21 protein-coding genes are annotated in these 26645 nt (G+C 64.1%); 7 read left to right on the top strand and 14 right to left on the bottom strand.

Going from position 1 to position 26645, the window contains the following annotated elements; genetic code table 11:
* Window positions 1–225 precede the first annotated feature (225 nt).
* Both K5H97_RS15295 and K5H97_RS15290 read left to right on the top strand, forming a co-directional pair.
* Window positions 226–1719: a sensor histidine kinase gene (locus K5H97_RS15295; RefSeq protein ID WP_028691863.1), complete on the top strand. Its 1494-nt coding sequence runs from the start codon at window positions 226–228 to the stop codon at window positions 1717–1719.
* Window positions 1688–3115: a sigma-54-dependent transcriptional regulator gene (locus tag K5H97_RS15290; protein WP_028691864.1), complete on the top strand. Its 1428-nt coding sequence runs from the start codon at window positions 1688–1690 to the stop codon at window positions 3113–3115. Before K5H97_RS15295 ends, K5H97_RS15290 begins: the two co-directional genes overlap by 32 nt.
* Window positions 3116–3255: 140 nt before the next feature.
* On the opposite strand, the gene K5H97_RS15285 is transcribed toward K5H97_RS15290, so the two are convergent.
* The 4 genes from K5H97_RS15285 to K5H97_RS15270 all read right to left on the bottom strand — a co-directional run bounded on the left by K5H97_RS15285 (window position 3256) and on the right by K5H97_RS15270 (window position 6613).
* Complete coding sequence (locus K5H97_RS15285; protein WP_169740508.1) at window positions 3256–4119, bottom strand: RHS repeat-associated core domain-containing protein; 864 nt, start codon at window positions 4117–4119, stop codon at window positions 3256–3258.
* An 85-nt stretch (window positions 4120–4204) separates the two neighbouring features.
* Window positions 4205–4501, bottom strand: coding sequence for a hypothetical protein (locus tag K5H97_RS15280; RefSeq protein ID WP_028691865.1), 297 nt, complete (start codon window positions 4499–4501; stop codon window positions 4205–4207).
* Between the two features lie 105 nt (window positions 4502–4606).
* The gene (locus tag K5H97_RS15275; protein WP_028691866.1) at window positions 4607–5959 is read right to left on the bottom strand and encodes a GntP family permease; all 1353 of its coding nucleotides are present in this window, start codon (window positions 5957–5959) and stop codon (window positions 4607–4609) included.
* A 114-nt stretch (window positions 5960–6073) separates the two neighbouring features.
* Window positions 6074–6613, bottom strand: coding sequence for a gluconokinase (locus K5H97_RS15270; protein ID WP_028691867.1), 540 nt, complete (start codon window positions 6611–6613; stop codon window positions 6074–6076).
* 207 nt (window positions 6614–6820) lie between these two features.
* On the opposite strand from K5H97_RS15270, the gene gntR reads away from it, so the two are divergent.
* Entirely contained in the window at window positions 6821–7840 is a 1020-nt protein-coding gene (gene gntR, locus K5H97_RS15265) for an HTH-type transcriptional regulator GntR (RefSeq protein ID WP_028691868.1), read from the top strand.
* Between the two features lie 82 nt (window positions 7841–7922).
* On the opposite strand, the gene K5H97_RS15260 is transcribed toward gntR, so the two are convergent.
* Window positions 7923–8657 carry a hypothetical protein gene (locus K5H97_RS15260; protein ID WP_028691869.1) on the bottom strand — a complete coding sequence of 245 codons (735 nt, stop codon included), beginning with the start codon at window positions 8655–8657 and terminating at the stop codon, window positions 7923–7925.
* A gap of 131 nt (window positions 8658–8788) precedes the next feature.
* A complete protein-coding gene (locus K5H97_RS15255; protein ID WP_028691870.1) occupies window positions 8789–9487 on the bottom strand; it encodes a pirin family protein in 699 nt (232 codons plus the stop codon).
* A 187-nt stretch (window positions 9488–9674) separates the two neighbouring features.
* On the opposite strand from K5H97_RS15255, the gene K5H97_RS15250 reads away from it, so the two are divergent.
* Window positions 9675–12179, top strand: coding sequence for a UvrD-helicase domain-containing protein (locus K5H97_RS15250; RefSeq protein ID WP_028691871.1), 2505 nt, complete (start codon window positions 9675–9677; stop codon window positions 12177–12179).
* 2 nt (window positions 12180–12181) lie between these two features.
* Here the strand turns inward: K5H97_RS15250 and K5H97_RS15245 are convergent, their stop codons facing one another.
* On the bottom strand, window positions 12182–17209 hold the full coding sequence (locus K5H97_RS15245; RefSeq protein WP_028691872.1) for a dermonecrotic toxin domain-containing protein: 5028 nt from the start codon (window positions 17207–17209) through the stop codon (window positions 12182–12184).
* A 222-nt stretch (window positions 17210–17431) separates the two neighbouring features.
* Between K5H97_RS15245 and K5H97_RS15240 the strand changes: the two genes are divergently transcribed.
* Window positions 17432–17848 carry a VOC family protein gene (locus tag K5H97_RS15240; RefSeq protein ID WP_028691873.1) on the top strand — a complete coding sequence of 139 codons (417 nt, stop codon included), beginning with the start codon at window positions 17432–17434 and terminating at the stop codon, window positions 17846–17848.
* An 18-nt stretch (window positions 17849–17866) separates the two neighbouring features.
* On the opposite strand, the gene K5H97_RS15235 is transcribed toward K5H97_RS15240, so the two are convergent.
* Both K5H97_RS15235 and K5H97_RS15230 read right to left on the bottom strand, forming a co-directional pair.
* The gene (locus K5H97_RS15235; protein ID WP_028691874.1) at window positions 17867–18238 is read right to left on the bottom strand and encodes an MmcQ/YjbR family DNA-binding protein; all 372 of its coding nucleotides are present in this window, start codon (window positions 18236–18238) and stop codon (window positions 17867–17869) included.
* A complete protein-coding gene (locus K5H97_RS15230; protein ID WP_028691875.1) occupies window positions 18231–19133 on the bottom strand; it encodes a LysR substrate-binding domain-containing protein in 903 nt (300 codons plus the stop codon). Before K5H97_RS15230 ends, K5H97_RS15235 begins: the two co-directional genes overlap by 8 nt.
* A 133-nt stretch (window positions 19134–19266) precedes the next feature.
* Between K5H97_RS15230 and K5H97_RS15225 the strand changes: the two genes are divergently transcribed.
* Both K5H97_RS15225 and K5H97_RS15220 read left to right on the top strand, forming a co-directional pair.
* The gene (locus K5H97_RS15225) at window positions 19267–19878 is read left to right on the top strand and encodes an FMN-dependent NADH-azoreductase (protein ID WP_028691876.1); all 612 of its coding nucleotides are present in this window, start codon (window positions 19267–19269) and stop codon (window positions 19876–19878) included.
* Between the two features lie 148 nt (window positions 19879–20026).
* Window positions 20027–21076, top strand: a complete 1050-nt coding sequence (locus K5H97_RS15220; protein WP_028691877.1) for an alpha/beta hydrolase family protein — start codon at window positions 20027–20029, stop codon at window positions 21074–21076.
* Here K5H97_RS15220 and K5H97_RS15215 read toward each other — a convergent pair.
* The 5 genes from K5H97_RS15215 to K5H97_RS15195 form a co-directional block, all read right to left on the bottom strand.
* The gene (locus K5H97_RS15215) at window positions 21035–22201 is read right to left on the bottom strand and encodes an MFS transporter (protein ID WP_028691878.1); all 1167 of its coding nucleotides are present in this window, start codon (window positions 22199–22201) and stop codon (window positions 21035–21037) included. The two genes, K5H97_RS15220 and K5H97_RS15215, sit on opposite strands and share 42 nt — an antisense overlap.
* A gap of 153 nt (window positions 22202–22354) precedes the next feature.
* Complete coding sequence (locus tag K5H97_RS15210) at window positions 22355–23941, bottom strand: ABC-F family ATPase (RefSeq protein ID WP_028691879.1); 1587 nt, start codon at window positions 23939–23941, stop codon at window positions 22355–22357.
* A gap of 32 nt (window positions 23942–23973) precedes the next feature.
* Window positions 23974–25188: a tyrosine-type recombinase/integrase gene (locus tag K5H97_RS15205; RefSeq protein WP_028691880.1), complete on the bottom strand. Its 1215-nt coding sequence runs from the start codon at window positions 25186–25188 to the stop codon at window positions 23974–23976.
* Window positions 25189–25440: 252 nt separating this feature from the next.
* Window positions 25441–25629 (bottom strand): hypothetical protein, encoded by a 189-nt coding sequence (locus tag K5H97_RS15200; protein ID WP_155952710.1) that lies wholly within the window; start codon window positions 25627–25629, stop codon window positions 25441–25443.
* Window positions 25630–25843: 214 nt separating this feature from the next.
* Window positions 25844–26617, bottom strand: a complete 774-nt coding sequence (locus K5H97_RS15195) for a DNA-methyltransferase (protein WP_028691881.1) — start codon at window positions 26615–26617, stop codon at window positions 25844–25846.
* Window positions 26618–26645: the final 28 nt, after the last annotated feature.

Raw genomic sequence — 26645 nt, 5'->3', positions numbered from 1 at the left:
GTTCCCCAGAAGTGGGGGATTTTTCTATATTTAACATTAATAAATCTATTCAAGTATATGATTTATAAGGTAAATTAAAATAATTTATAGGCTGGCCGAGTTTTTGCTTCACCTGATACAAGCCTGAGGCGGCACCGTCCGCCCGGCCTCAATGGAGTCACTTTGCTACCATCGGTAGCGATGGCATGCCGATAGCCTTCATCGGCCCCAGGCGGGAGCGACGCAATGCAGACGCTCGACAATGATGCCTCTGACAAGCCCGGCAGTATCGCTTCTGGGTTGGCCGCGCCGCTGAGCGAGTTCAACCTGCTGCGCTGGTTCTCGCTGGTCAGCCTGTTGATTATCGCCTCGGTCGCCGGCGGGTTGGGATATGTCTCGACGCGTTTCGTGGTGCGTGACAGCGTTGAACGCGACGCCATGCTCACTGCCCAGTTCATCCAGGCCATGGCCCAGGCGGAGGTGCGCCATTCGCAACTGCCGCCCGGCATCACCATGGGCGAGCTGCTTGACCCGCGTATGGACCAGCAACACCTGCAGTTCACCCCACAACTGGCCGAGTCGACCCGGGTCGAGTTCCTTGACCACATCGAACACCTGCCCGACACCCTGCTGGCCAATGTCTACGGTCGCGACCGCCTGGTGGTCTGGTCGACCAACTCCAACTTGATTGGCAAGCGCATCGACGAGGACGCGGACCTGGAGCGCGCCTTCCATTCGCGCAAGTCAGTATCGGCCAGCTACCACAAGGCCGATGAGGAGCGCGAGGAGCAGAAGTTTCAGCGCGAGCCCCGGCACCTGTTCATCGAGAACTACATACCGCTGTTTGACAGCCAGGGCGAGCAGGTGCTGGCCATGGTCGAGATCTACAAGGAACCCCAGGACCTGGTGCGGCGCATCCACCGCGGCTACGTGCTGATCTGGGCCTCGACCCTGGTCGGCGGGGCGCTGATCTACTTCGGCCTGTTCTGGATCGTGCGCCGCGCCGCCAGCCTGCTGCACCACCAGCAGGACCGCCTGGTGGCCAGCGAGACCTACGTGGCCCTGGGCGAGATGTCCTCGGCGGTGGCCCACAGCCTGCGCAACCCGTTGGCCAATATCCGCTCCAGCGCGGAGCTTGCGCAGGACATCGCCAGCCCGGCGGCGCAGAAGAATATCGGCGATATCATCACCCAGGTCGATCGCATGTCGCGCTGGGTCCGCGACCTGCTGGTATCGCTGCGCCCGGCCAGCGACGAGCCCGAGTCAGTGGACCTGGTGGCGGCCATCGAGGATACGCGACAGACCTTCGCCCCGCAGATCGAGCGCAACGGCGTGCGCTTCGCCTTCGAGGGGCCGTCAACACAATGGGTGGCCAGCCAGCCGCTGCAACTGACGCAGATTCTCAACAGCCTGTTCGCCAACGCCCTGGAGGCCATGCCCCAGGGCGGCGAGCTGCGCGCCGAGGTGCGCCAGCTGGAGGACCAGCAGGCCCTGTTGCAGCTCAGTGATACCGGCAGGGGCATGAACGAGCAGCAACGGCGCATGGTGTTCAAGCCGTTCTTCACCACCAAGCAGGGCGGCCTGGGTGTCGGCCTGGCCCTGGTCAAGCGGATCATGGAGCGCTTTGGCGGCGCGGTCGAGCTGACCAGCCGCGAAGAGGAAGGAACCCGCGTCAGCCTGACTTTCAAAATTGCAGCGGGAGGGGACCATGGAGCACAGCATCCTGGTGGTCGAGGATGATGAAATCCTCGCCGACAACATTCGCACCTACCTGGGCCTGAAAGGCTTCGAGGTCACGGTGTGCCACAGTGCGGAACTGGCGCTGGAGCAGATCAAGCGCGCCCGGCCCGACGCCGTGCTGACCGACAACTCGCTGCCCGGCATGAGCGGACACGACCTGCTGCGCACGCTGGTGGCGCAGGCGCCGGAGCTCAAGGTGATCATGATGACCGGCTACGGCAACGTCGAGGACGCGGTGCTGGCGATGAAGGAGGGGGCGTTCCACTACCTGACCAAACCGGTGGTGCTGGCCGAGCTCAAGCTGATGCTGGACAAGGCCCTGGCGGCCGAGCGCATGGAACGCACGCTGTCGTTCTACCAGGAACGCGAAGCACAGAAGTCCGGGCTGCAGGCGCTGATCGGCGAGTCGCCGGCCATGCTCGAGCTCAAGCATACCCTGCGCCAGCTGCTCGACGCCGAGCGGCGCATGGCCAGCGGCGACCTGCCGCCGGTGTTGGTCGAGGGCGAGACTGGCACCGGCAAGGAACTGGTGGCCCGCGCCCTGCATTTCGACGGCAGTCGGGCCAAGGGGCCATTTATCGAGTTCAACTGCGCCTCGATTCCTGCCAACTTGTTGGAGGCCGAGCTATTCGGTCATGAGAAGGGCGCCTTCACCGATGCCAAGGAGCGTCGTGTGGGCCTGGTCGAGGCGGCCGATGGCGGCACCTTGTTCCTCGACGAGATCGGCGAGATGGACCTGGTGCTGCAGGCCAAGCTGCTCAAGCTGCTGGAGGATCGGACCATCCGCCGGATCGGCGCGGTCAAGGAGCGCAAGGTCGACCTGCGGGTGATCAGCGCCACCAACTGCAACCTCGAGCAGATGGTCCAGCAGGGCAAGTTCCGCCGCGACCTGTTCTTCCGCCTACGCATCATTGCCCTCAAAGTGCCGCGTTTGTACGCACGCGGGCAGGATATCCTGCGCCTGGCGCGGCATTTCCTGGCCCACCACGGGCGGCGCTACGGCAAGCCCAACCTGCGCTTCTCGGCCGAGGCCGAGGCGCTGATGCTGGGCTACGGTTGGCCGGGCAATGTGCGGGAACTGCGCAACATGCTCGAGCAGACGGTGCTGCTGGCGCCCAGCGAGGTAATCGGCGCTCATCAGCTGAACCTGTGCCTGACCCTGGTCGACGAGCCCCAGGCGCAACCTGCGCAGGTGCTGGCGTTCGAAGCGCCGCGCCACGAGCCCCCGGGTACCGCCAGCCTGCCGGATATGGAGCGCGACATGGTCTGCCGCACGCTGGATCGCACTGACTGGAACGTCACCAAGTCGGCACGGCTGCTGGGACTGTCGCGGGACATGCTGCGCTACAAGATCGAAAAACTCGGCCTGACCCGACCGGACAAGCGGCAGTGGTGACCAGCCCAGCGCGATCGATGTGTGGCGGCCTTGTGCCGCGAAAGGGCCGCACAGCGGCCCCGGCAGGCCCAAGTCGGACGTCAATTATCAACACCTTGAAAGGGCTGATGTTAAAGACGAAAGTGGGGGTGCCCCAGTACCTATGAGGCGCTACGGACTTGAGCCATAGGATAAAACGTATGAAGCACTGCTGTTATCAGCTTGCCATCGATTTCAGGGTCATACTCACGCAGAGGCCTGGGCTTACCATTCTCTAACGGTTGATTGATTAGGTGGGCCTTGGGTGCTTTGAGCTTTCCCATGACTGCAATAACTGGTCTATTCAATGTATTGGCAACAATCTGCGCAGCGGCGGTCCCTGCATAGCATCCGAGCAACATGAAAGGCTTGTTTGGGTCTTTGCGGTAGGCTTTCAACCCCTTTAGTCTGGGACCGATTTCCTCCTTCGCCACTAATTTCGCATTGTTTAAGTTACCGAACTCATCTAATAATAGCGGGCGGTCTAGTTTGGAGTGTGTAACGAAACCTGCCATCCCACTAAGTAGTACCTCTTTATGGAACACGGTTGGCGCAATCTTGTCAGTGCCTTTGTATAGCACCTGGTATGGCCCTTCGAACTCGACCCTTCCGGTAATAGCATTACGGACTTTCTCCAAGATATGCCCGGATGGGTCAGTATTGTTGACCCGGTCACCCGCGCAGTAGGTATAGACGTTGATGCCTCCATCACCGAACGGGCTTTTACTATCGGCGGAGTGGAAGCGCATCAAGACGCTATTGAAGGCGCGATAGCCATTGCCCAGAAGGTAGAGGGGGATGGGTAGCTCCAGAGGCTGTCCGTTGAACCTCAACAACGTTGAGTCGTTACGTTCTGGCAGGTAGCCGTAAGGGCAATAGGTGAATATGGAGGGCTGTGATACATGGCTTCTCCTCAATACAGTGGCCTGCCGGTCGACAGCCAGTATTCCCGGTGCTGCTGAACGGCCCCGGTTTGATTTGTCCATGTGTCGCCCCCGACCAGTATTCCCTGGTAATACTGGTGCGCCACTGGGTGCTGTACAACTGGTAAAAATGTCAGGTGGCAGGGACTCAGGGCTTGCTGCTCCCTGAGCTTCCCCCGTCACGCCCCATCCCCTCCGACCCACTACTACCCATCCCCGGCAGATCACGATCATCGTTCTGCTCGGCTGGCGGACTTTCCGGGTCATTGCCCTTGATCCGGGGGTCGGTGTCCCGCGGCATGGGCTTCTCGATCGGGTTGAGGGTGCTGTCGACCCCCGGCTGTGGCGCCGGATTGTGCGGATCGTCAGGGTAGGTGGCGCCGGTACCGGCGGCCAAGGCCAGGGGCGAAGCGAGCAGGGCGGCGAGGAGGAAGGCGTGTTTCATGGGGCAGGCTCCTTTGCGACGGAGAAAGCGGCCCTGCCTGCGCAGGGCCTCTGTCTCACTTGGGCCTGTGTCCCGTCAGCAAGGTGCCATGACGGCGACCAACGGTCACACTACCATCGACAGCAACATGATGAAGATGATGCCGACCACCGAAAGGATGGTCTCCATCATGCTCCAGGTCTTGAAGGTCTCGGCCACGGTCATGTTGAAGTACTGCTTGACCAGCCAGAACCCGGCGTCGTTGACGTGGGACAGGATCAAGGAACCGGCGCCGGTGGCCAGCACCAGCAGTTCACGGTTCACCCCTGGCACCAGGTCGATCACCGGGGCGACGATGCCGGCGCCGGTGATGGTGGCCACGGTCGCGGAGCCGGTGGCAATGCGGATCACCGCCGCCACCAGCCAGGCCAGCAGGATCGGCGAGATCTCGGCCTGCACCGCCATCTGCCCGATCACGTTGCCGACGCCGGTGTCCACCAGCATCTGCTTGAAGCCGCCGCCGGCGCCGACGATCAGCACGATGGCGGCGGTGGGCGCCAGGCTTTGGTCGAGCATCTTCATGATCTGCTGGCGGTTGAAGCCGCGGGCCGAACCGAAGGTGTAGAAGGCCAGCAGCAGGGCGGCGAGAAGGGCGGTGATCGGGTGGCCGATCAGGTCCATCCACTGGCGCACGATGTGCTCGGCCGGCAGTACCACGTCGGCGAAGGTTTTCAGCAGCATCAGCACCACCGGCAGCAGCACGGTGATCAGGGTCACGCTGAAGCTCGGCAGGTTCTGCTGGTTCGAGTCGCGGGCGATCTGGTCCATCAGCTCCTGGGACGGGTTGCCCGGGATATAGCGCGAGATGAAGTTGCCGAACAGCGGGCCTGCGATCACTGCGGTCGGCAGGGCCACCAGCAGGCCGTAGAAGATGGTCTTGCCGATGTCGGCGTGGAAGATGCCGATCGCCAGCAGTGGCCCCGGGTGCGGCGGCACCAGGCCGTGCACCACTGACAGGCCGGCCAGCAGCGGGATGCCGATCTTCACCAGCGACACGCCGGAGCGGCGGGCGACGATGAACACCAGCGGGATCAGCAGCACGAAGCCAATCTCGAAGAACAGCGGGATGCCCACCAGGAAGGCGGCGAACATCATCGCCCAGTGCACCTTCTGCTTGCCGAAGGCGCGGATCAGCGTCTGGGCGATCTGGTCGGCGCCGCCAGAGTCGGCCATCAGCTTGCCGAGCATGGTACCCAGCGCGAGGACGATGCCGACGAAGCCGAGCACGCCGCCGAAGCCGTCCTGGAACGACTTCATCACCTTGGCCACCGGCATGCCGGAGGTCAGGCCGAGAAAGCCCGCGGCCAGGGTGAGGGCGACGAAGGGGTGGACTTTGAAATGGGTGATCAGCAGGATGAGCCCGACGATGGTGACCAGTGCGTCGAGCAACAGGAAGGTATCGGTAGCCAGTCCGAACATGGTTCGTGAACCTCGGTCTTTTCGTTGTTGTTTTGGTGTCGCGTGTCTTGCGTCATTGCGTCTTGAGAAGCAGGGAGACAGCGCTGTCTTTGGTGAGCCGGAAAAACCGCCGGTTCAGGCAGTCCGCGCCAGCGCCTGCTCACCGCAAGGCTTTAGCCATTGGTGCACGTCCTCGGCCAGCGTGGTCAGCGGGCGGGTGGCATCCAGGGCCAGGGTCAGGGGTTCGGCGTGCGGCGGCTCCAGTGCGGCGAACTGGCTGTCGATCAGGCTGGCCGGCATGAAGTGGCCGGGGCGGGCCAGCACGCGCTTCTCGGCTTCTTGCGGGGTCAGTTCGAGGAACACGAAGCACAGCTCGGGCACGGCCTGGCGCAGGGTGTCGCGGTAACGGCGCTTGAGGGCCGAGCAGGTCAGGATCGGGCGCTCGCCGGCGGCCAGGGTGTCTTGCAGCGCCTGGCCCAGAAGCACCAGCCAGCCGGCGCGATCGTCGTCGTCCAGGGGAATGCCGGCACTCATCTTGGCGATGTTCGCGGCGGGGTGGAAGGCATCGCCTTCGATCAGGCGGCCGCCGCTGCGGGTGGCGATGGCGGCGCCGACGCTGCTTTTACCACAGCCGGCTACGCCCATGACCACGATCGCGGACAGGGAAGGGTTCATCTGTACCTCCTGCTGGGTGAGATAGCGCTGTCTCGGTCGGGACGGACCGAGCGTCATGCGCCACCCTCCCGGGTGTTATTGATCTTGTCTTTGGCAGTATGGACGCTGAACGCATGCCTGCTACCAAGATTGCATTGCCTGCATTCAGAGACAGCGCTACCTTAGTGACCGTTCCCCATTCCTGCAAGCGGTAAAATTACAACACTCATGTCCCGCACTGGCTCGCGCACTACCGGTCGTCCCACCCTGGCGGAAGTCGCCAGGCTTTCCGGGGTTTCTCCCATCACCGCCTCCCGCGCGCTGCGCGGCGTCAGCACGGTCGCGCCGGAGCTGGTGCAGAAGGTCATGGCCGCAGCGGCCAGCCTGGGCTATGTCGCCAACCCGGCGGCACGCGCCCTGGCTTCGGCGCGCAGCCAGTCGGTGGTGGTGTTGATCCCATCGTTGTCCAACCAGTTGTTCATCGACACCCTTGAGGCCATCCACGAGGTGATGCGCCCCCGTGGCCTGGAGGTGCTGATCGGCAACTATCACTACGATATTGCCGAGGAAGAGAACCTCATCCGCAACTACCTGGCCTACCAGCCGTGCGGCATGCTGCTCACCGGCTTCGAGCGCAGCGACGCTTCGCGGCAGATGCTCGCCGCCAGTCGGGTGCCGTGCGTACATATGATGGAGCTGGGCGGCGAGGCCGACGCCCTGTCGGTGGGCTTCTCCCAGCACGAGGCAGGACGCGCCGCGGCGCGCCACCTGATCGAGCGCGGTCGGCGGCGCCTGGGCTTCATCGCCGCGCAGCTCGACCCGCGGGTGATGCAACGCGCCGAGGGCTTCCGCCAGGCCCTGGCCGAGGCCGGTCTGCAGGCGCCCGAGCTGGAAATGCTCGATCCGCAGCCGTCGTCCATCGGTCTGGGCGGCACGCTGTTCAGCCGCCTGCTGGCCAAGGCGCCGGATGTCGATGGCATCTTCTTCTGTAACGACGACCTGGCTCAGGGCGCGGTGCTGCAGGCGCTGCGCGAAGGCGTCGAGGTGCCGCGGCGAGTGGCGATGGTCGGCTTCAACGACCTGCCGGCCTCGGCGCACATGGTCCCGCGCCTGACCTCGATCCGCACCCCGCGCGCGGCGGTCGGCCGCGGCGCGGCGCAGGCGTTGCTGGCATTGCTCGATGGCAAGCGGGTGGCCACCGGGCAACAGGACCTGGGGTTCGAGCTGATGGTGAGGGAGAGTTCCTGAGCCGCTACAGGCACTGCACGATCCGGATATCCCTGTCTCAACCACAGCTCCAGGGCTGGCGCGTGCGATCAGCGGACACGCGTCACTGCACTGGCAGGAAGTTCATCAGCAGCAGGCTCTGCGCATAGTTCAGGCCGATTCGCCGGTAGCGTTCGTCGAGCATCTGCGCCACCAGGTCCAGGCGCGCGACGACCTTGCCGAACTCCACTGCGAAGCTCAGGTTGCTGCCCTGTTCGGAAATTTCGTTGGAAAACAGCAGGAGCACGCCATTGGCATCCTGGCGTTGGCTCAGCATCCAGGTGGCTTTCTCGATGTTGCGGGCAGCGTTGTTGATGAACAAGGGGTCCAGGGTGTCCGTCATGTAGAACGCGGTGCGTCCGCCATGGGCGGTGACCAGCATGCTGCCGATGGCGTAGATGAATGCGCCGACCCGGTCGCCGCGAAACTCCGGGCTCAGGGCGTAGCTCAAGGCTGCCAGGTCGCGGCGCTCGCCCAACTGCGGCAGTGGTTGGCGCTGTTCGATGGCGATGCGAATCTGCCGCGCCGCCGTGGTGGCGTCGAGGTAGCCCGACAGCCTCCACTGGCTGGGGTTGCGCAGGTACAGCTTGTCCATCAGCAGGTACAAGCTTTGCAGGTTGTCGCGCATGGCCAGGGTAGCCATGCGGTCGACACTGGTCTGGAACAACTCGTCTGGCTTGCCGTTGCCGATCTGGGTGAGCATGTCGCGCCCCTGCTGTTGGGTGCAGGCTGTCAGGCACACGAGGGCAGCGGCCAACAGCAGGCGGTGGTGAAGCTCGGCGGGTTGTCGTACGGCCATCGGCACCGGTGGGAGTCGTCGGTTCTGCCGGGGATCGGCGGAGCCTGGCCATGGATAGAGCGCAGTAAGGCGAAAAAGTGCAATATCGCGACCCTTGACTCACGATAAGCCGTGGTCAAGGGCTGCGCGGGTCAGGCGACATCGACCAGCACGATCTCGCTGTCTTGCACTGCCGTCACCTTCAGCACCGTCTCCTGCTCGATCGCGACGCCGTCGCGCGCCTTGGCCTGGAGCCCGTTGACCTCGATCAGCCCCTTCGCCGGTACCAGGTAGCCGCGTCGACCAGCATCGAGGCGGTACTCGGCGCTTTCGCCGGCGCGCAGAGTGGCAGCCACCAGGCGTGCGTCGGTGCGGATGCGCAGGCTGTCCTCATCGCCCTCGCGGCCACTGGCCAGGGTCACGAAGCCCTCGCCACGTTCACCCTTGGGGAACGGCCGGGTGCCCCAGGACGGCGCATCGCCGACCTTCTCGGGAATGATCCAGATCTGGAAGATCCGCGTGTCGACCTTCTCCAGGTTGTATTCGCTGTGGACGATGCCGCTGCCGGCACTCATCACCTGTACGTCCCCGGCCTCGGTACGGCCTTTGTTGCCCAGGCTGTCCTGGTGGGTGATAGCCCCTTCGCGGACGTAGGTGATGATTTCCATGTCACGGTGCGGATGGGGCGGGAAGCCTGCGCCGGCGGCGATCAGGTCGTCGTTCCAGACCCGCAGGTTGCCCCAGTGCACACGTGCCGGGTCATGGTACTCGGCGAAAGAGAAGTGATGGTGAGCGTCCAGCCAGCCGTGGTTGGCGTGGCCAAGGCTCTCGAAGGGTCGCAGTTGCAGCATGATATTGCTCCTCTGATTCGGTGGAATGGTGCCATGATGCGGTTTTGAAAGATCGATAAAAAGCGTAAATATCGGCTTTATATGATCTATTAATTCGATTCGAATGGATGCGAATCAACATGCGCTTCATCGCCTAATTGACTGATACACAAGCATTCGCTGGCACTTTCTTGCGGATGAGGTGAACATGCCCGCTGTTCTGATTCTCAATGGAGTGACCGTGCCTCACGAGCATCCCCAGGCCCCGGCCGACCTGACCCCGCCCGCCCAGTTGCCGTGGCTGCGCCGCCTGGCGGCCCGCCTGTTGGGGCGCGGCCTGTCGCGCCTGAAGGCGCAGCACCGTGACTCCTGGTTCCTGGGCCACGCCACGGGCCAGCGCAACGGCCATGCCGATGGCCTGCGCGAAGGCTACGAGCGGGGCCGGGTGGACGGCTACGAGGCCGGGCGCCAAGTCCTGGTGATCCGCGATACCCGCCCCGAGCATGTCGCTGTGCCGGGCCAGGACGACAACCTGTTCGACGATTGGCGCCTGCCGCTGACAGCCGAGCTGAAGAAGCGCTTCAAGGCCGACGTCGCCCAGCGCCTGCCGGCCGAGGCGCAACCGAGCGCGGCGCAGTGGAAGCTGATCTTCAGCGATACCCCGTCCACCTGTGTGGTGGCCGGCGCCGGGGCGGGCAAGTCGACCTCGCTGGTGCTGCGCATCCTGTTGCTGCGCCATTACCTGGGCTTCGAGCTTGATGCCCTCACCGTGGTGACCTTTACCCGCGAGTCGCGCAAGGACTTCATCCAGCGCCTGCTGCAAGTGTTCGCCCAGTGGCAGGTCGAACTGTCGCCGGCCCAGGGGCGCGAGCTGGTGCGCACCTTCCACTCGCGCATCCTGCCGCTGGTACGCAGCCTGCCGGGCTTTGCCCAGGTGCGGGCGTTCGAGACGCTGGGCAGCGAGATGCCTGTCGGGGGCGAAGCCAACGCCGACAGCAACCCTTTCGACCTGCGCCTGAACGACGCCCAGCGCCAGCAGCTCAACCTGTGTTACCGCGACCTGATGGGGCAGAGCCCGCGTTTCGCCGAGTTGATCGCCGCGCTGCGCCAGGAAGCCCTGCTGCTCAAGCCGCTGGATCCGGATCACCCGGATGTGCAGAAACGCGCCCAGGTGACCCAGCTGGCGGCCCAGCGCGACGAAGAACTGTGCGATGTGATCGAGGACCTGTGGTTTGCCGCCGGGGCCTGGCCTATCAAGGGTATCGAACCTTGCCGGGACACGGTGCAGATCCGTGGTAGCCGCTTTCATGTGCACGGACGCCTGGAAGGGCTGGATGCCTGGGTGGTGTTGGGCTTCGACCCGGCCGAGAGCGGCCAGTACCAACGCCCGGGCGCCAAGCTGGCGGTGCGTGCGGAGTGGGCGGTCAAGCGAACCCTGTTTCAAGCCTTCTGCGACAAGCCATTGATATGGTTGGATAACTATTCTTCTGCAAAACGGCTGGCGGCGTCTCTGGCGGGTGATGCCGTGGCGGGGCCGGGCTTCGAGTACAAGGTCAAGGGCGAGCTGGCCCCGGCGCCGTTGCTCGACGCCTTCGTCACTGCGGCCAGTTTCATCGAGAACCTAGGCCTGGACGTGAATGCGGCGGTGGCGGCCATGAGCTTCCCGTCCGGCGACACCGACGCGACCTTCTTCGAAGCCCTGGCCCTGTACTGGAAGGCGCTGGAGGCACACCTGCTGGCCCAGTCACCGCCGGTGATGACCTACAACCGCATGTTCGCCCTGTTCGGCGAGAACAACCCGGAGAACCTCGGGCTGTTGCCCGACCCGTTGCTGCGCCCCCTGGCGCACCTGATGATCGACGAGTTCCAGGACGTCTCGCCGCAGATCGTCAGCTGGCTGCGCGCGAGCCTGGCCGAGATCCGCCGCCGTGGGCCGGCCCTGCATGTCGGGCGGGTGGCGCAGCATTCGTCGCTGATGTGCGTCGGTGATGACTGGCAGTCGATCTACGGCTGGCGCGGCAGTTCGCCGAAGTACTTCATGGAGTTCACCAAGGCGTTCCCGTCACCCGCCAACACGCGGGTGATGCTGGTGGAGAACTACCGCAGCCAGCAGCACATCATCGATGCCGCCGAGCATCTGGTCAAAGGCGCCCCGGCCATCACTGGCAAGAAGGCCAAGGCCGCAGGGCTGGCGACTGAATTGCCGTTGGCACCGGTGAGGGTCTTCGACCGGGACGAGGCGGCACTGGCCGAGACCGTGATCGAGCACTATCAACGTGGCGAAACAGTCATGATACTGTTTCGAAAATCCAGCGATAAACTATTGATAGAGCAATATATATCATCGATTGTTAAAGTTGATTCTAGCTTGCCGATCGGCCAGCGCCGCCTGCGCCAACTGACCTATCACAGTGCCAAGGGCCTGCAGGCTGACACGGTGTTCATGCTGGGCGATTGCCAGTACCTGACCAGCTCGCCCTACAAGAACCAGGTCTACCGTCTGGCCGGCCTGGGTAAGCCGGGTGATGCCCAGGCGTTCGACACGGCGCAGAAGGAAGAGGTGCAAAGACTGGCCTATGTGGCTGTCACGCGAGCAGTCCGGCATTGCTACTGGCATGTGGAAAAGGCCAGTGGCGAGGTGGCCGGGCAGCCGCGCGCGTCGAGCCAGGTACACGGCCGGCAGGTCTTCTTCGAAGACCTGCGCGGCCAGTAGGCTCAGTTGTTGGGGTCGCGGCGTGCGGTCAGGCCAAGGTAGAGGGCGTCTTCGTCCGCTTCCAGGCCCAGGGCCATGCGGTTCATGCCCGCGACATACTGTTCACTGGTGAGGGGCTGGCGCAGGGGCTGGCCATCTTCGCCAAGGGGACTGCGCCCCAGCGCCTGGGTCAGCGCTTCGATCACCGGGGGTTCGAGTGTGCCGTCCAGGTCATTGCCCTCCAGGAAGTCCATGCCGACATCCCAGCGACGCCTGAGCACATTGAAGCGAGTAATGAATTCCCGGTGCAGCAAGCGGCGCCAGGTCGGGTGTCGAGAGATCCACTGGCGACGCCTGTCGGCGCTAGTGTCCCGTGTCTCGACCTCATTGCGTACCGCATCTTCGGTCTGCGCCGAGATTTCGGCGGTTTGCCGGTACAGCATGTCCTGTTGGAACTCGGGGAAGTCCAGTCTCCTCGACAGGCGAGTGCGCAGGGCCAGGCGAATCTCGATCAGGTCCAGGCCTTCGCCAAGGCCATTGTGCAGCACGTCGTCCGACAGCGTATCGAAGCGATGCAGCTCGGGTACTGCGGGCCTGGCACCGCGCTCGTCCAATGGCTGGGCATGCCAGGCATCCATTGCACGTAGGGCATCGCGTCGCGCAAGCCTGGCGTTGAACAGGTCCTGGGCCAGGGCGTTCACCTGGTCTCGTCGGAACAGGCGCCTAAAGAACTGGAACAGTGGTGGCGTGGCAACCTCGTCACCGGCGATTCCATAGTCGGCCTTGATCTCTGCGGCCTCATCGTAGGCCATTACTTCGACCTGCAAGGTATCGAAACCATCGGCACCGGCATCGCCGCAGGTCACCGGGAACTCGCTGGCCACCTCGTTAAGGCGGGTGCGCAAGCGAGTGCTGGCGGCAGCCCGATCAAGCAGTCTCCAGACCTGACGGGCAAAGGCCCTGGGCTGACGCAGCGCGCTGGCTGACATGCCGACCTGTTCGATGACCTCGCGCAAGCTGGTGTTGCGGTCCTCGTCAAACAATGCGTTCCAGGTGGCTTGGCGGGCTTCGCTGGCACCGCTCAGCCAGTCGATTCGCTGCGCAGGTGCAGGCAAAGGCGCCTCGATCGTTTCTTCCTCGGCGGAGGCGCCGATGACCCTCAGGCTTGTGCGGGTGCGTTCATCCAACGGGTTGTAGTTGAAGCGCCAGCGATAGCCAGGACGTCTGGCCAGCAGTGCGTCTGAATAGGCTGAGTAGATCAGCGAGTCGAAATCGGGAATCTGCGTGATGCGATTCATGCTCAGGTCCACTTCGCGCAGCATGCATGGGGTGCGCTGCATCAAGGTGCCGAGCCCGGATGGCCAGTGCTGCAACTGGGTGCTGTCCAGACGCAGGGTGGCCAGGTTCTCCAGGTTGCCCACGTCAGGGCCGAGGCCCAGCGGATTCAGGCTCAGGTGCAAGTGCCGCAACGCACGCATCGAGCCAAAGGCCCCCGCCATTTGCGCATCCAGCGCAATGCGGTTGACCCGCAGATCCAGGGTCTCCAGGCGCAGGCCCGCAATCATCTGCAGGTCCGGCAGGGTCAGGGTGAGGCGGTTGCGGGGCAGTTCCAGGCTGCGCAGATTGTCCAGTGTCGGCAATACCTCGTGGGCGACAGCTGGCAGCTCCCCCAGGCGTGCCCCGCTCAGACGCAGTTCACGCAATTGCGGAGCATTGCGCAGTGCCCGCAGGACCGAAGCGGCGCTCAACTGCGGGCTGCTGCGCACATCGATTCGCCGTAATGACACAAAGGCCTGCAGGAAGTCGGCGGGCATTTCGATCACGTTGAGGTTCTCCAGCGTCAACGTGGCGATGTGATCGAAACGCGCCGCTAGCGGCGGCAACGCATCGAGGGTGATATTGGACAGGCTGAGTACTTCGCCGTCCAGGCGCTGCCAGGCCCGGACCAGTTGGTCGGCGGTCCTGGTGAAGTAGGCGCCGACTTCTTCGCCCCAGTCGTCGGCGCCTTTGCTGGCCCAGGCGCCGAGCTGTTCACGCAGTGTTGCCAATTGAGCACGCAATGCCTGAATCTGTTCAGTAGCGCTGCCCCTGACGCGCAGGGTAACCAACAATTGCCTGACCTCGCGATCACCGAGCCCGGGGTACAAGGCATGCAGCTCGCGTTCGGCCCGGGAGGCGAATACGCCTGGGCTCAGCGGGTAGCCATACCTGCCATCGCTCAGGCGCAGGGGCGAGCGAAAGCCGGGGCTCACCGGTTGCTGGCCGATCAGCCTGGCGGCTGCGGGACGGTCGGCAAGCGCCGCGTGATAGCGCTGTTGCGCGGACCTTTGTGGGTAGCGGGCCAGCAGGTTGTCGCTGATCAGCTGGCTATCGGCGTTGGCCAGGCTGTTGCGGTACAGGCCCAGGATTGCCCGGTCCAGTCGCACACGGGCTTGCAGCAGCCGTGCTTCCTCGGCAATACGCAGGGGAACCCGGCCTGCAAGCAGGCTGTTGCGTTCGGCGCTGCTGGCCTGGCTGGCCAGTTCGTCGAGTGCCTGCCGGGGCAGGCCGGGAAACTGTCGACCGATGGCCAAGATCGTGGGCGTGGCTGCGCTGGTATGAGCGTTGTAGAGGCTGTCGAACAGCGCCGACCGACTTGCGCTCAACCGGTCGGCCATCAGCGTCTGCAAGGCCTGTTGGCGTTGCCCGGCTGAGGCACCCTCGGGCAGCAGGGCGTTTACCGTTTCTTCGTCCAGGTTTTCCAGGACGATCCTGGCCAGGTCGCCGTTGTCCAGGTCGCTGCGGGTCAACTGGATTACCTGGTCACCGAGCCGATCGCGCCCATAGCGGGTGGCGCTGCCCATCGGCTCGACCCCCTCGAAAACCTCCAGCACCACATCCTCGGGCCAACCGGGCAGTTCGCCGAGCACACTGATGGCGAATTGTTTGTAGGCTGCCAACGGGCGGCCCTGGCGGGTTCTGGCGATGATCTCGTCGGCGGTGCTGTCGGCCTTGAGCCGGCGCAGGGCGTCCTCGAGCAGCGCCGGAGGGCGCCTGCCGTCGGCGTGGACCTGCTCCAGCACGCCACGGTCCAGGCCGCTGCTGTCGAGTGCTGCCAGCAGTTCTTCATCGTTCAAGCCCTTGCAGAGCGGACCGAGGCGGCGCATCAACTTGACCCGGCTCCAGTCCTGCGGCCGCTCGTGCGACAAGCGCCAAGCCCCTTCGCCATTGCCACGCAGTCGTGGCTGATAGGCCTGTGGATCTTCCGGATGGACAATGCGCCAGTCTTCATCGCTGTGCTTTCGCACCTCGTGGAGCGAATCGTCCAGTTCGATGAAATGCCGATTGTCATACTGCAGGATGCCTTGGTTGTCCGGTTGCAGGTCCGCCGGCAGTTCGACCGGGCTGCGGTAGGGCTGCAACTGCGGGTGCCACAGTCGCTGCTCGCCATTGATCCAGAGGCTTTCCATCCCGTCGACAAAGCCGCTGGCCCTGGCCAGCTTGGCGACGCCAGCGATGGCGATCACGCTGCCGAGGTTGATGAGCAGCGACTCGACCTGCCCTGCGGCCTGGGCGTTGTCACCTTCGGACCAGGCTTCGAAACCGTGGAAGATACTGCTCATGACCTGGCCTGCGCCCACTGCCAGCATGGCGACGTCCAGGCCGGGGACGAACATGGCCGCCACCCCCAGCAGGTTGAAGCCGCGCTCGCCCCACAGCATCAGGCGCTCACGCCGTGCCTTGGCGTCGACATCGGCCGTCGGTACCGCCACCCCGCGCGCGTCGTCCTGCAGGCGTTGTACATGGTCGTTGAACAGCTTGGGCCACACCGGGAAGGCGATGGGGGTTTCATGGATCGCCAGCACCGGGAAGCGGACGGGGCGCGGTGTTGGTGGCTCATCTGCTTCGCTGGCCGTTTCCTGTCCTTGCCAGGGATGCGTGCCAGGTTCGGTCTCGGCAAACGCGGGGGAAGGCGTCTCGAGGGGGATCACCTGCGCCCGGGGGCCTTCGAACAGCCTGGCCTTGAGTTTTCTTGCCATCTCGGGGCGATCCTTCAGGGCGACATGTTCCAGAAAACGTTCGCGATAGCCGGGCTCCAGCAGCCGGCGCCGTAGGTACCTGCCGAAGGCGAGCAGGTTGATGAACTCCTGTACAGGTTGATCGTCGTCGAAGGGCAGGTAGGCGATACAGGCGGGGGCGGGCTGGCTGTTTACTTTCAACAGCCACAGGTCGTGCAATTGCGTGCCCAGCATGCTCAAGGTCAGCACCGAGGCCGTTGCCGTCCCGTAACTTGGCGCTTGGTCGGTGGTACAGAGCTGGAGCAATGCCTGGAGGCCTTCATCCGTCAGGTGTCTGCGCATATGGGCGATCAGCGCCTGCACGGCAAGCTCATCGCGCCGCGCTTGGCTCCATAGCGGTTGCAGCACGGCCTTTCGCGTGCCGCCATAGAGGCTTTGCAGGTGCTGCTGATAGCGCTTGCCCAGGTCGAGTGCACGGCAGTGGCTGACAAAAGCGTTTGTACTCAAGCCAGGGATTGGTGTGGTGTCTTCGACACTGAGCTGCAAGGTGCTGAAGGGGCCAACCTCAGCCATGCCTTCGAAATTGTGCAGAGCGGCTTCCAGCAGGCTGGTGAGCGTGGCGGCGCCGGTCGGTTGCTCGGTCAGGATCACCGGGCGGGGCATGACATGGGATGCGTCCGGATCGGGAAACCCACCCATCTGGCCCTGCGTAAATGGCTGACGGTTGAACTGCGCTTGTGTAAGGGAGACCTGCACGCCCAGTCGCGCCTTCAGCAAAGGTTCGCAGAACTCGGTGATGCCCCGCAGAGCCTGTAAGGCCTTGGCCAGTGCCTTGCTACTGGTCGTTCGCTGCTTGATGGCCTCGCGCAGTTCTGCCTGGCGGACCGGCGAGGCCTGGACGAACCAGTCCGCGAACTGTCCGTCCGGCTTGATGTGTTCCCGGTGTGCCCGACGCAACAGCCTTTGAGTGTGGGTTGGATGCAGATGCCTGGTCCAGCCCGGCAGGCTGCGCAAGATCTGTTGCTGGTGGTAGGGAGGATCGAGGCTGTGCATGGTCGCATTCCAATAAGGGGGAGCGACCATTCAAGGACAGTGGGAAGGGCTTGAGGCGGTACATAGTTGAGCCGCTTCCAGGGCGATGGCTGACATGTCAGGAGCCGTTTGGCCCACAGCACCTGCGGCGGACCTACCGTCGGCCATTGACGGCGTCGGCCTAAGGTCAGCCGGCGGGGACGCTGCTATGGTCTAGACAAAGCCTGAACGTGGAGCACTGCCATGCCAGCTTTCACCATCCTGCATATTGACCACCTGGTCCTGCGCGTCGGCGATCTGCAGCGCAGCCTGGCCTTCTACCATGAACTGCTTGGCTGTCCGGTGCGCAAACGCAGGGATTCGCTGGGGATGATCCATCTGGGGGCCGGCGACGGCCTGATCGACCTGGTGGCTGTCGATGGTCCGCTGGGGCGCCAGGGCGGCCCGCTGCCCGGCCCGAGCGGGCACAATGTCGACCATTTCTGCCTGCGCATCGAGCCGTTCGACGAACCGTCGCTGAGCGCACGGCTGCGTGAGGCCGGGGTAAGGGTCGAGGCCGCAGAGAAACGCTACGGCGCTGAAGGTGAGGGTGTCTCGCTGTACTGTTACGACCCCGATGGCAACCGCGTCGAACTCAAAGGGCCGCCCATTCAGGCATAAAGGTGCTGCGATGCGCACTCAGCTTGTAGACCCAAGCAGCAACCCCGCCTGCTGACGTTTGGGCAAGCGCTGCACCACCAGTTGGTGCGACCGCTTAAGCAGGTCGCTCAGCTCGTCGCGGCCCATCGGGTAGGGCGGCAACATGCTGATCCACTTCGCCCGCGCCAGGTAAGGCGCCGGGCGAATGCCGGGGCGGTCGCAGTAGCCGAGGAACAGCTCGTCGGCCACCTTGAACGACAAGCCGGCGCCGCCCAGGTCCTGCACGGCGAACATCTTGTTGCCGGCCACCGAGAACACCCGGATGCCGCCCCATTTGTAGTCTTCCCGCGCCCCAGGCAGGGCCAGGCACAGCGCCGCCACCTGCTCCTCGGACAGCCTTTTCTCAGACATAACGCTCTCCACAGGCTTCGAATGAAGCCGCCAGGTGATCGATCCATGCGCGTACCGCTGGCAGCAGGCCCCGGCGGTGCGGGTAGACCGCCTGCAGGTAGCCGCCGGGCAGCGACCAGTCTGGCAGCAGGCGCACCAGTTCGCCACGGGCCAGTTCTTCCTCGCAGAACATCGACGGCAGGGCGGTGAAGCCCAGCCCTGCACGTACCGCGGCGTTGCGCACGACAAAGTCGTCGATGGCCAGCCGCGGCTCCAGGGCGACTTCCTCCTGACGGTCATGGGGCCCGTGCAGACGGAAGTGCACCAGGCGGTCGGCTTCGGCCGCGCCGAGCACCGGCAGGGTCGCCAGCTCGGCGGGCTCGCGGATATGATCGGCGAAGCCCGGCGCGGCCACCAGCTGCATCTGCGCCTGGCGCAGGCGCCGGGTGACCAGCGCCGGGTCCTCGTCGCCCAGGTCGCGTACCCGCAGGGCGACGTCGATGCCCTCGGAGATCAAGTCGACCCGGCGGTTGAGCAGCACCATGTCGAGCTGCACCTGGGGGTATTGGGTGAGAAAGCGACTGATCACATCCGGCAGGAAGGCGTGGGCCAGGGCCACCGGGCAGGACACCCGCAGGCGACCCCGGGGCTCGCTGGACATGCTGGCCACTACCTCGTCGGCCATCTCCGCCTCCAGCAGCATGGCCTGGCAATGGTTCAGGTAGCGCTCGCCCACGGCGGTGAGCTTGAGCTGCCGGGTGGTGCGCTGCAGCAGGCGGGTGCCCAGGCGTTCCTCCAGCTCGGCGATGCGCCGCGACAGGCGCGACTTGGGGATGCCCAGCTGGCGCCCAGCGGCGGCGAAACCACCGGCTTCGACCACCCGGGCGAAGTAGAAGAGGTCGTTGAGGTCTTGCATTTGACAGTCTCATTGTTCCATCAGTGGAACAAACTAACGCGTTTTTACCGACTTATCAGCTATTCGATGTGCCGATAGGATTGCTCCCATCGTGATCGCCCACCGCCGCGGTCTTCATTCACAGGAGAGTCCCATGAAACTGTTGCATATCGATTCGAGCATCCTGGGCGACAATTCCGCCTCCCGCCAGCTGAGCCGCGAAGTGGTCGAGGCCTGGAAAGCCGCCGACCCGAGCCTCGAAGTGGTCTACCGCGATTTGGCTGCCGATGCCATCAGCCACTTCTCCGCCGCCACCCTGGTCGCCGCCGGCACCCCGGAGGAGATGCGCGATGCCGCCCAGGCCCACGAGGCCAAGCTGAGCGCCGAGACCCTGGAAGAATTCCTCGCCGCCGACGCCGTTGTGATCGGCGCGCCGATGTACAACTTCACCGTGCCGACCCAGCTCAAGGCATGGATCGACCGCGTGGCGGTGGCCGGCAAGACCTTCCGCTACACCGAGGCCGGCCCTGAAGGCCTGTGCGGCGACAAGAAGGTGATCCTGGTGTCCACCGCCGGTGGTCTGCACCAGGGCCAGCCGACCGGTGTCGGCCATGAGGACTTCCTCAAGGTGTTCCTCGGCTTCATCGGCATCACCGACCTGGAAATCGTCCGCGCCCATGGCCTGGCATATGGTCCGGAGCACCGTGCCAAGGCCATCGACGCCGCCCAGGCGCATATTGCCGGTGAGCTGTTCGCCGCCGCCTGATTGCGACTGCTTGACCAAAGCCGACTGCCGCCCAGCGCGCCAGTCGGCTTTTTTCATCCAGTTTTCATGTGCTGGCTGCGAGACGGGTTCTATGCTGGCATCCATTCCCGAGTGCTGCGCAGTGCCTTGCGACGAGGAGTGCCCTGCGATGAAACGAACCCGTATGCTGATGGCGCTGTTGCTGCTCGGCGGCCTGCTGGCGCGCGCCGACGCGGCGCCGTGGGTGGCCGGGTTGCACCGCCTGACGCTCACTGACCCGGTGGACGCCCGGCCCATGCAGGCGCTGGTGTTCTATCCTTCCAGCGGCGAAGCGCGCCCGGTGCGCATCGAGGGCTACCAGACCCGTGTCGCCGAAGAGGCGCCGGTGGCCATGGGCCAGTTCCCGCTGCTGGTGATCTCCCACGGCAACACCGGCAGCCCGATGGCCTTGCATGACCTGGCCAATGGCTTGGCTCGCCAGGGTTTCGTGGTGGTGGCGGTGGTCCACCCCGGGGACAACAACCGTGACCATAGCCGCCTGGGTACCCTCAGCAACCTCTATGGCCGGCCACTGCAAATCAGCGCCGCGATCACCGCGGCGCGCAACGACAGGCTGCTCGCGCCGTATCTGAATGACGGCAAGGTCGGGGTGATTGGCTATTCCGCCGGCGGCGAGACCGCACTGATCCTGTCCGGCGCACGGCCCGACCTCGAACGCCTGCGCCGCTATTGCGAGCAACGCCCCACCGACACCGACGCCTGCAAGACCCATGGCGTGCTGATCGCCGACCACAGCGAGCTGGCGCCCCGCGCCGATCCCCGGGTGGGCGCGGTGATGCTGATGGCGCCGCTGAGCCTGATGTTCGGTCGTCACGCATTGGCCGGCGTGCAGGTGCCGGCGCTGATCTACAGCGGTGACAACGACCAGTTGCTGGTGTTGGAGCACAATGCCGATGCCCTGGCGCGCAAGCTGCCGGTCACCCCCGACTACCGCCTGCTGGCCGGCGCCGGGCACTTCGTGTTCATGGCCCCTTGTGACGATGAGCAGCATCAGCGCATGCCGGTGCTGTGCAAGGACGCCGAGGGCGTCGACCGTCAGCATATCCACCGCTCGCTACGCAGCGAGACCACCGCCTTCTTTAGCCAGGCTCTGGGCGCGCCGGAGCCCGCTGAGCGTTCAGCCGCGGCGGGCCAACAACAGGGTCAGGCCCACCCCTGACAGGGCGAGCAGGGCGGCGACGCAGAAGATCGAAGCGTACCCCAGGTGCACCGCCACCGCGCCCATCACCGGGCCCGCGATGGCCAGCGCCAGGTCGAAGAACACCGCGTAGGCGCCCAGCCCGGCGCCACGGCTGCTGCTGGGGACCTGGCGGATCGCCTCGACGCCCAGGGCCGGGTACACCAACGACAAGCCGAAGCCGGTCAGCCCGGCGCCAACCATCGCCCACAACGGCGACGGCGCCAGCCACAGCAGGCTCAGCCCGAGCACCTCGGTGGCCATGCAGGCGATGGCCACGTTGTAGCCGCCGTAGCGGTTGACCGCATTGACGAACAGCAGTCGCGAGAGGATGAAGCACAGGCCGAAGGCGCTCAGGCACCAGGCGGCGCCGACCCAGCCGCGCTCGAGGTAATACAGGGTGACGAAGGTGGTCAGGGTGCCATAACCGATCGACGCCAAGGTCAATCCCACGCCACAAGGTGCCACGCGGCCGAACGCCGACCAGAACGGCAACCGTTCGCCGCGCACCACCACCACGTCCGGCCGCGTACGCAGCACCAGCAGGGCCAGCAGCGCCAGGCCCAGCAGTGCAGGCCCGAGCACGGCAAAGCTCAGGCCGTCCACCAGTAGCACGCCAGCGGGCGCGCCAATGGCGATGGCGCCATAGGAGGCGATGCCGTTCCAGGAGATGACCCGCGCGGTATGTTCCGCTCCCACCTGGCCGATGCCCCAGCTCAGCGTCGCGACGCCGATCAGCCCTTGGGCGATGCCCAGCAACAGCCGGCCGCCCAACAGCAGCGCCAGGCTCAGCCAGGGCAGGGCGAGGGCCCAGGCCGACAGCAGGGTCAGCACACCGCAGCCGGCGATGCCGTACAGGCCGTAGCGGATCGCGCGCTTGCCGCCAAGGGTATCCGCCACCCGCCCGGCGAAGGGCCGGCTGAGCAGGGTGGCCAGGTACTGCAGGCCGATGGTCAGGCCGGCGATCACCGCGCCGAAGCCCAGCTGGTCGTGCACATGGCCAGGCAGCACCGCGATCGGCAGGCCGATGCAGAGGAAGGCGATGAAGGTGTAGAGGACGATCGAGAGAATCTGCAGGGTGACGCTGGAGGCGTGTGGCGCGGTCATGGGCTCGTTCGCGGGCGGGCGGTGGGGCTGTGCCCATCATGGCTGCCGCGCGACGGAAAAGAAAGCAGGCTAACTAATTAAACGTGTCGCGGGGCAAGTCGCATCGGCGTACCGCCGCGACTTGCCCCGCGATGAAGGTTACTCAGCGTTGGCTCAGACCACCACGCCCTGACTGCGCAGGTAGTCGTCATAGGTCCCGCTGAAGTCCACCACGCCATCGGCTGTCAGCTCGATGATGCGGGTGGCCAGCGACGACACGAACTCACGGTCGTGGCTGACGAACAGCAGGGTGCCCGGATAGTTCTCCAGCGCCAGGTTCAGCGCCTCGATCGATTCCATGTCCAGGTGGTTGGTCGGTTCGTCCATCACCAGCACGTTGGGTTTTTGCAGGATCAGCTTGCCGAACAGCATGCGGCCCTGCTCACCACCGGAAATCACCTTCACCGACTTGAGGATCTCGTCGTTGGAGAACAGCATGCGCCCCAGGGTGCCGCGGATCACTTGCTCGCCGCTGGTCCACTGGCCCATCCAGTCGAACAGGGTCATGTCGTCTTCGAAGTCGTGGGCGTGGTCCTGGGCGTAGTAACCCACCTCGGCACTGTCGGTCCACTTCACTTCGCCCTTGTCCGGGGTCATTTCACCGACCAGGGTGCGCAGCAGGGTGGTCTTGCCGATGCCGTTGGGGCCGATGATGGCCACGCGCTCGCCGGCTTCGATGGTGAAGCTGAAGTCCTTGAACAGCACCTTGTCATCGAAGGCCTTGGCCATCTTCTCGACGGTGACCGCCTGGCGGTGCAGTTTCTTGGTCTGCTCGAAGCGGATGAACGGGCTGACCCGGCTCGACGGCTTGACCTCGGCCAGCTGGATCTTGTCGATCTGCTTGGCGCGCGAAGTGGCCTGCTTGGCTTTCGAGGCGTTGGCCGAGAAGCGGCTGACGAAGGTCTGCAGCTCGGCGATCTGGGCTTTCTTCTTGGCGTTGTCCGACAGCAGTTGCTCGCGGGCCTGGGTAGCCGCGGTCATGTATTCGTCGTAGTTGCCTGGGAACAGGCGCAGCTCGCCGTAGTCCAGGTCGGCCATGTGGGTGCAGACGCTGTTGAGGAAGTGGCGGTCGTGGGAAATGATCACCATGGTGCTGTTGCGCGCGGTGAGGATGGTTTCCAGCCAGCGGATGGTGTTGATGTCCAAGTGGTTGGTCGGCTCGTCGAGCAGCAGCACGTCCGGATCGGAGAACAGCGCCTGGGCCAGCAGCACGCGCAGCTTCCAGCCGGGAGCGACTTCGCTCATCGGGCCGAAGTGCTGCTCCAGCGGAATGCCCAGGCCCAGCAGCAGCTCGCCGGCACGGGACTCGGCGGTGTAGCCGTCCATCTCGGCGAATTCGGTTTCCAGCTCGGCGACGGCCATGCCGTCTTCCTCGGTCATCTCCGGCAGGGAGTAGATGCGGTCGCGTTCAGCCTTGACCTTCCACAGCTGCTCGTGGCCCATGATCACCGTGTCGATCACGGTGAATTCTTCATAGGCGAACTGATCCTGGCGCAGCTTGCCCAGGCGGGTGTTGGGCTCGAGCATCACCTGGCCACCGGATGGCTCCAGGTCGCCACCGAGGATCTTCATGAAGGTCGACTTGCCGCAACCGTTGGCGCCGATCAGGCCGTAGCGGTTGCCGTTGTTGAATTTGACCGAGACGTTTTCGAACAGGGGCTTGGAGCCGAACTGCATGGTGATGTTAGCTGTGGAAATCAAGTGCTTGTCCTGCGGGGGTTCCAGAGGTGTATTTAGGCCCTCTCGTCAGTTTTGGGCCAATTTTGGGCCAATTCGACTCGGGGCGGCAGCTTCTCCAGCTCCCTCCAGTCCGAGGAGGAGCTGATCCATTTCGCGTAGGTAGAGAGCAACATCTCGACGCTATGGCCGAGCTGGTTCGCGATGAACGCGGGGTTCATCCCAGCCATCAGGCACATGGTTGCGTAGGTGTGGCGGGTGTCGTACTGCCGGCGTTCACGGATGTCCAGCGCCTTGAGCGCTGATTTGAAGTGGCGGATTGTAACACTTGGTTCGTTGATCCACAGCCCACCTTTGCTCGGCTGGAACACAAATGGGCTTGTAGGGTAGGCCGACTTTGAAGCCATCCGCCTCAAGTCGGCCAGGCGCTGCGCTTGTCTTAAGGCGTTTAGCGCTCGGTCATTCAGCAGCACCACCCGGTGATATTTTGTCTTCGTCCTGTCTGCAGGCTGGCGATCAACGATGATGCGCTGGATTGTTGCTGTGCGCTCCTCGATGTTGATGTCCTGCCATTGCAGACCCATTGCCTCACCAGGGCGCACGCCGGTGAAGAAGCTGAACTCGAAGAAGGCGGCATAGATCTGCGCGTACTTCTGGCACGTAGCATAGAGATGCTCGATGATCGCCTCCGCTTCAGCGCGGGTGTAAGGATCAACTACCTTTTTCACCGCCGTTGGCTTGTCGAGCGAGGCCGTTGGGTTCTTGGTGATCAGGCCGTCAAGCACGGCTGTCTTGAAAATGCTGGCCAGCTTGATGATCGCATTGCGCTTAACGCCTGCCGAAGTCCACTGAATTTGCGAGATGACTCCCCGCAGCATCGTCGGTGTGATCATGTCGATTCGGCGTAGACCCAGGTAGGGCATCCAGTACAGATTCAAGGTGCTGACGTAGTTGTCGCGAGTTCCCTTCACGATGTGCCTGCTGTTGAGCCACATCTGCGAGTAGTCACCCAGGCTCGGTATGGTCTCGGCGGAGCGCTTGGCCACCTCCGAGCCCGGGAAGATCTCTGCGTACTTCTCCTCATCCAGCAGGTTGTGGCGGATCAGGTTGACTACTTGATCACGTACACGGCTGGCAGCGCGGATGCCCTGCGCCGTCGGGGGATGGGTGAGGGTTTCGCCGCGACGCTCACCGTTCCAAGTGAAACGGATTCGGAGCGAGTCTCCTCGGATTTCAATTCCAGGGGGCAGACCCACAGGCTTTCGAGCCATTCCTCATATCTCCATCTGCTGTACATGATGTTGCGGCCGTTCTTGTTCCAGACGCCTTCGGGGATTTTCCCCCGCTGGCGCCTGGTCTGGAGCGCTCGCAGCGTGATCCCCAGCAGTTCGGCCATCCTTTCCTCCGTCACCTTGTCCATTTCTTGGGCAACGGCCTGTTCCTGCCCGGCGTGTTCATCGCCTGGCTTCTTCCTTTTTGAATGCATGTTTGTCTCCACGCCGCCGGTGGCGGCAGGTTGGTGGTCAGGCCGTTGCCGCGGCGATGGTCTGCTCGAAGCGCGAGGCCAGTTCGGCGTTGACCTCGGCCTTGGCCAGGTTGTCAGCGGTGCCCTTGGCGCGGTGCAAGGCTTCGTACTTGCGCAGCTGGGCGGCGGCGTCGATCAGATCGTCCAGCAGCAGGGGCGCCGCAGCGATCAGTTGGGCGTTTGCCATCTGCGTTCTGGGCTCTTCGCCGGTGAGCGCCTGGAAAATGCTGACGCCATTCACGACGTCGGCAATACCCATCCTGCCTGCGCAGACCGATATTGATCCGGTGTTTTGGACGACCCCTTCAATGTGCCAGGGGCCTGGCGTGTGTTTGTGTTTCGTCATGGCAATAGCTCTCCATGCCCGCGCATGTCGGCGGGCTTGAGTAGTTGGGGAGGGGTTAGGCCCGCGCTTCGAACAGCTCGATCTGCGCTTCCGGGGTGTCGCGAATGGTGATGGCCTCAGCGATGCGCTGTTGCGCGGTGGCGAAGTGCGCTTCGTCCTGTTCGATGCCGATGAAGCGCCGGCCCAGTTGCACGCAGGCGACGCCGGTGGTACCGCTGCCCATGGTATTGTCGAGCACCACCTGGTCCGGGTTAGTGTATGTGGTGATCAGGAACTGCATCCACGCTACGGGCTTCTGAGTCGGGTGGAAGTTGGCCTTCTGCTTGTCGCTCGAGAAGAACTGCACCGAGCGCGGGTATCGGTCTGTCGAGTCGTACTCGGTAAGTTGTAGGGCCTTGCCGTAGCACTCGGACTCCACCGACTTGCGCTTAGATGTCTTGCGCTCGTGGCCGGTGGTCATCTGCGGGTTGTATACGGGCTGGCGCCGATAGAAGACCTGGGCGCTTTCGTGCGCGCGTAGCGGTTGCTTCTTCGCGTTCAAGAACCCGGTCGCTGCGCCTTTCTCCCATATCCATTCGTACTTGTAGATTTCCGGGTTGCTGGCAACCAGCATTGATGTGAAAGGCTGCGCCGCGCAGAGCACGATAGCCGCCTCGGGCTTGGCGATCCTCAAGTACTGCTCCCACAGGGGGGCGAAGGGGATAACCACATCCCATGCGCACTGGGTGGTGCCGTAGGGCAGGTCAGCCAACACCAGGTCGACGCTGGCTTCGGGGATCGACTGCATGACCTCCAGGCAGTCGCCGCGGTAAAGGCTGGCATCGTTCATCGCGGCCCCCGATAGATCAGGTAGGCCA

The organism is Pseudomonas mosselii (genome assembly GCF_019823065.1).
Lineage (GTDB): Bacteria > Pseudomonadota > Gammaproteobacteria > Pseudomonadales > Pseudomonadaceae > Aquipseudomonas > Aquipseudomonas mosselii.
Note: the sequence above shows the minus strand (reverse complement) of the source record. Positions and strands in the feature narration are given on the sequence as shown.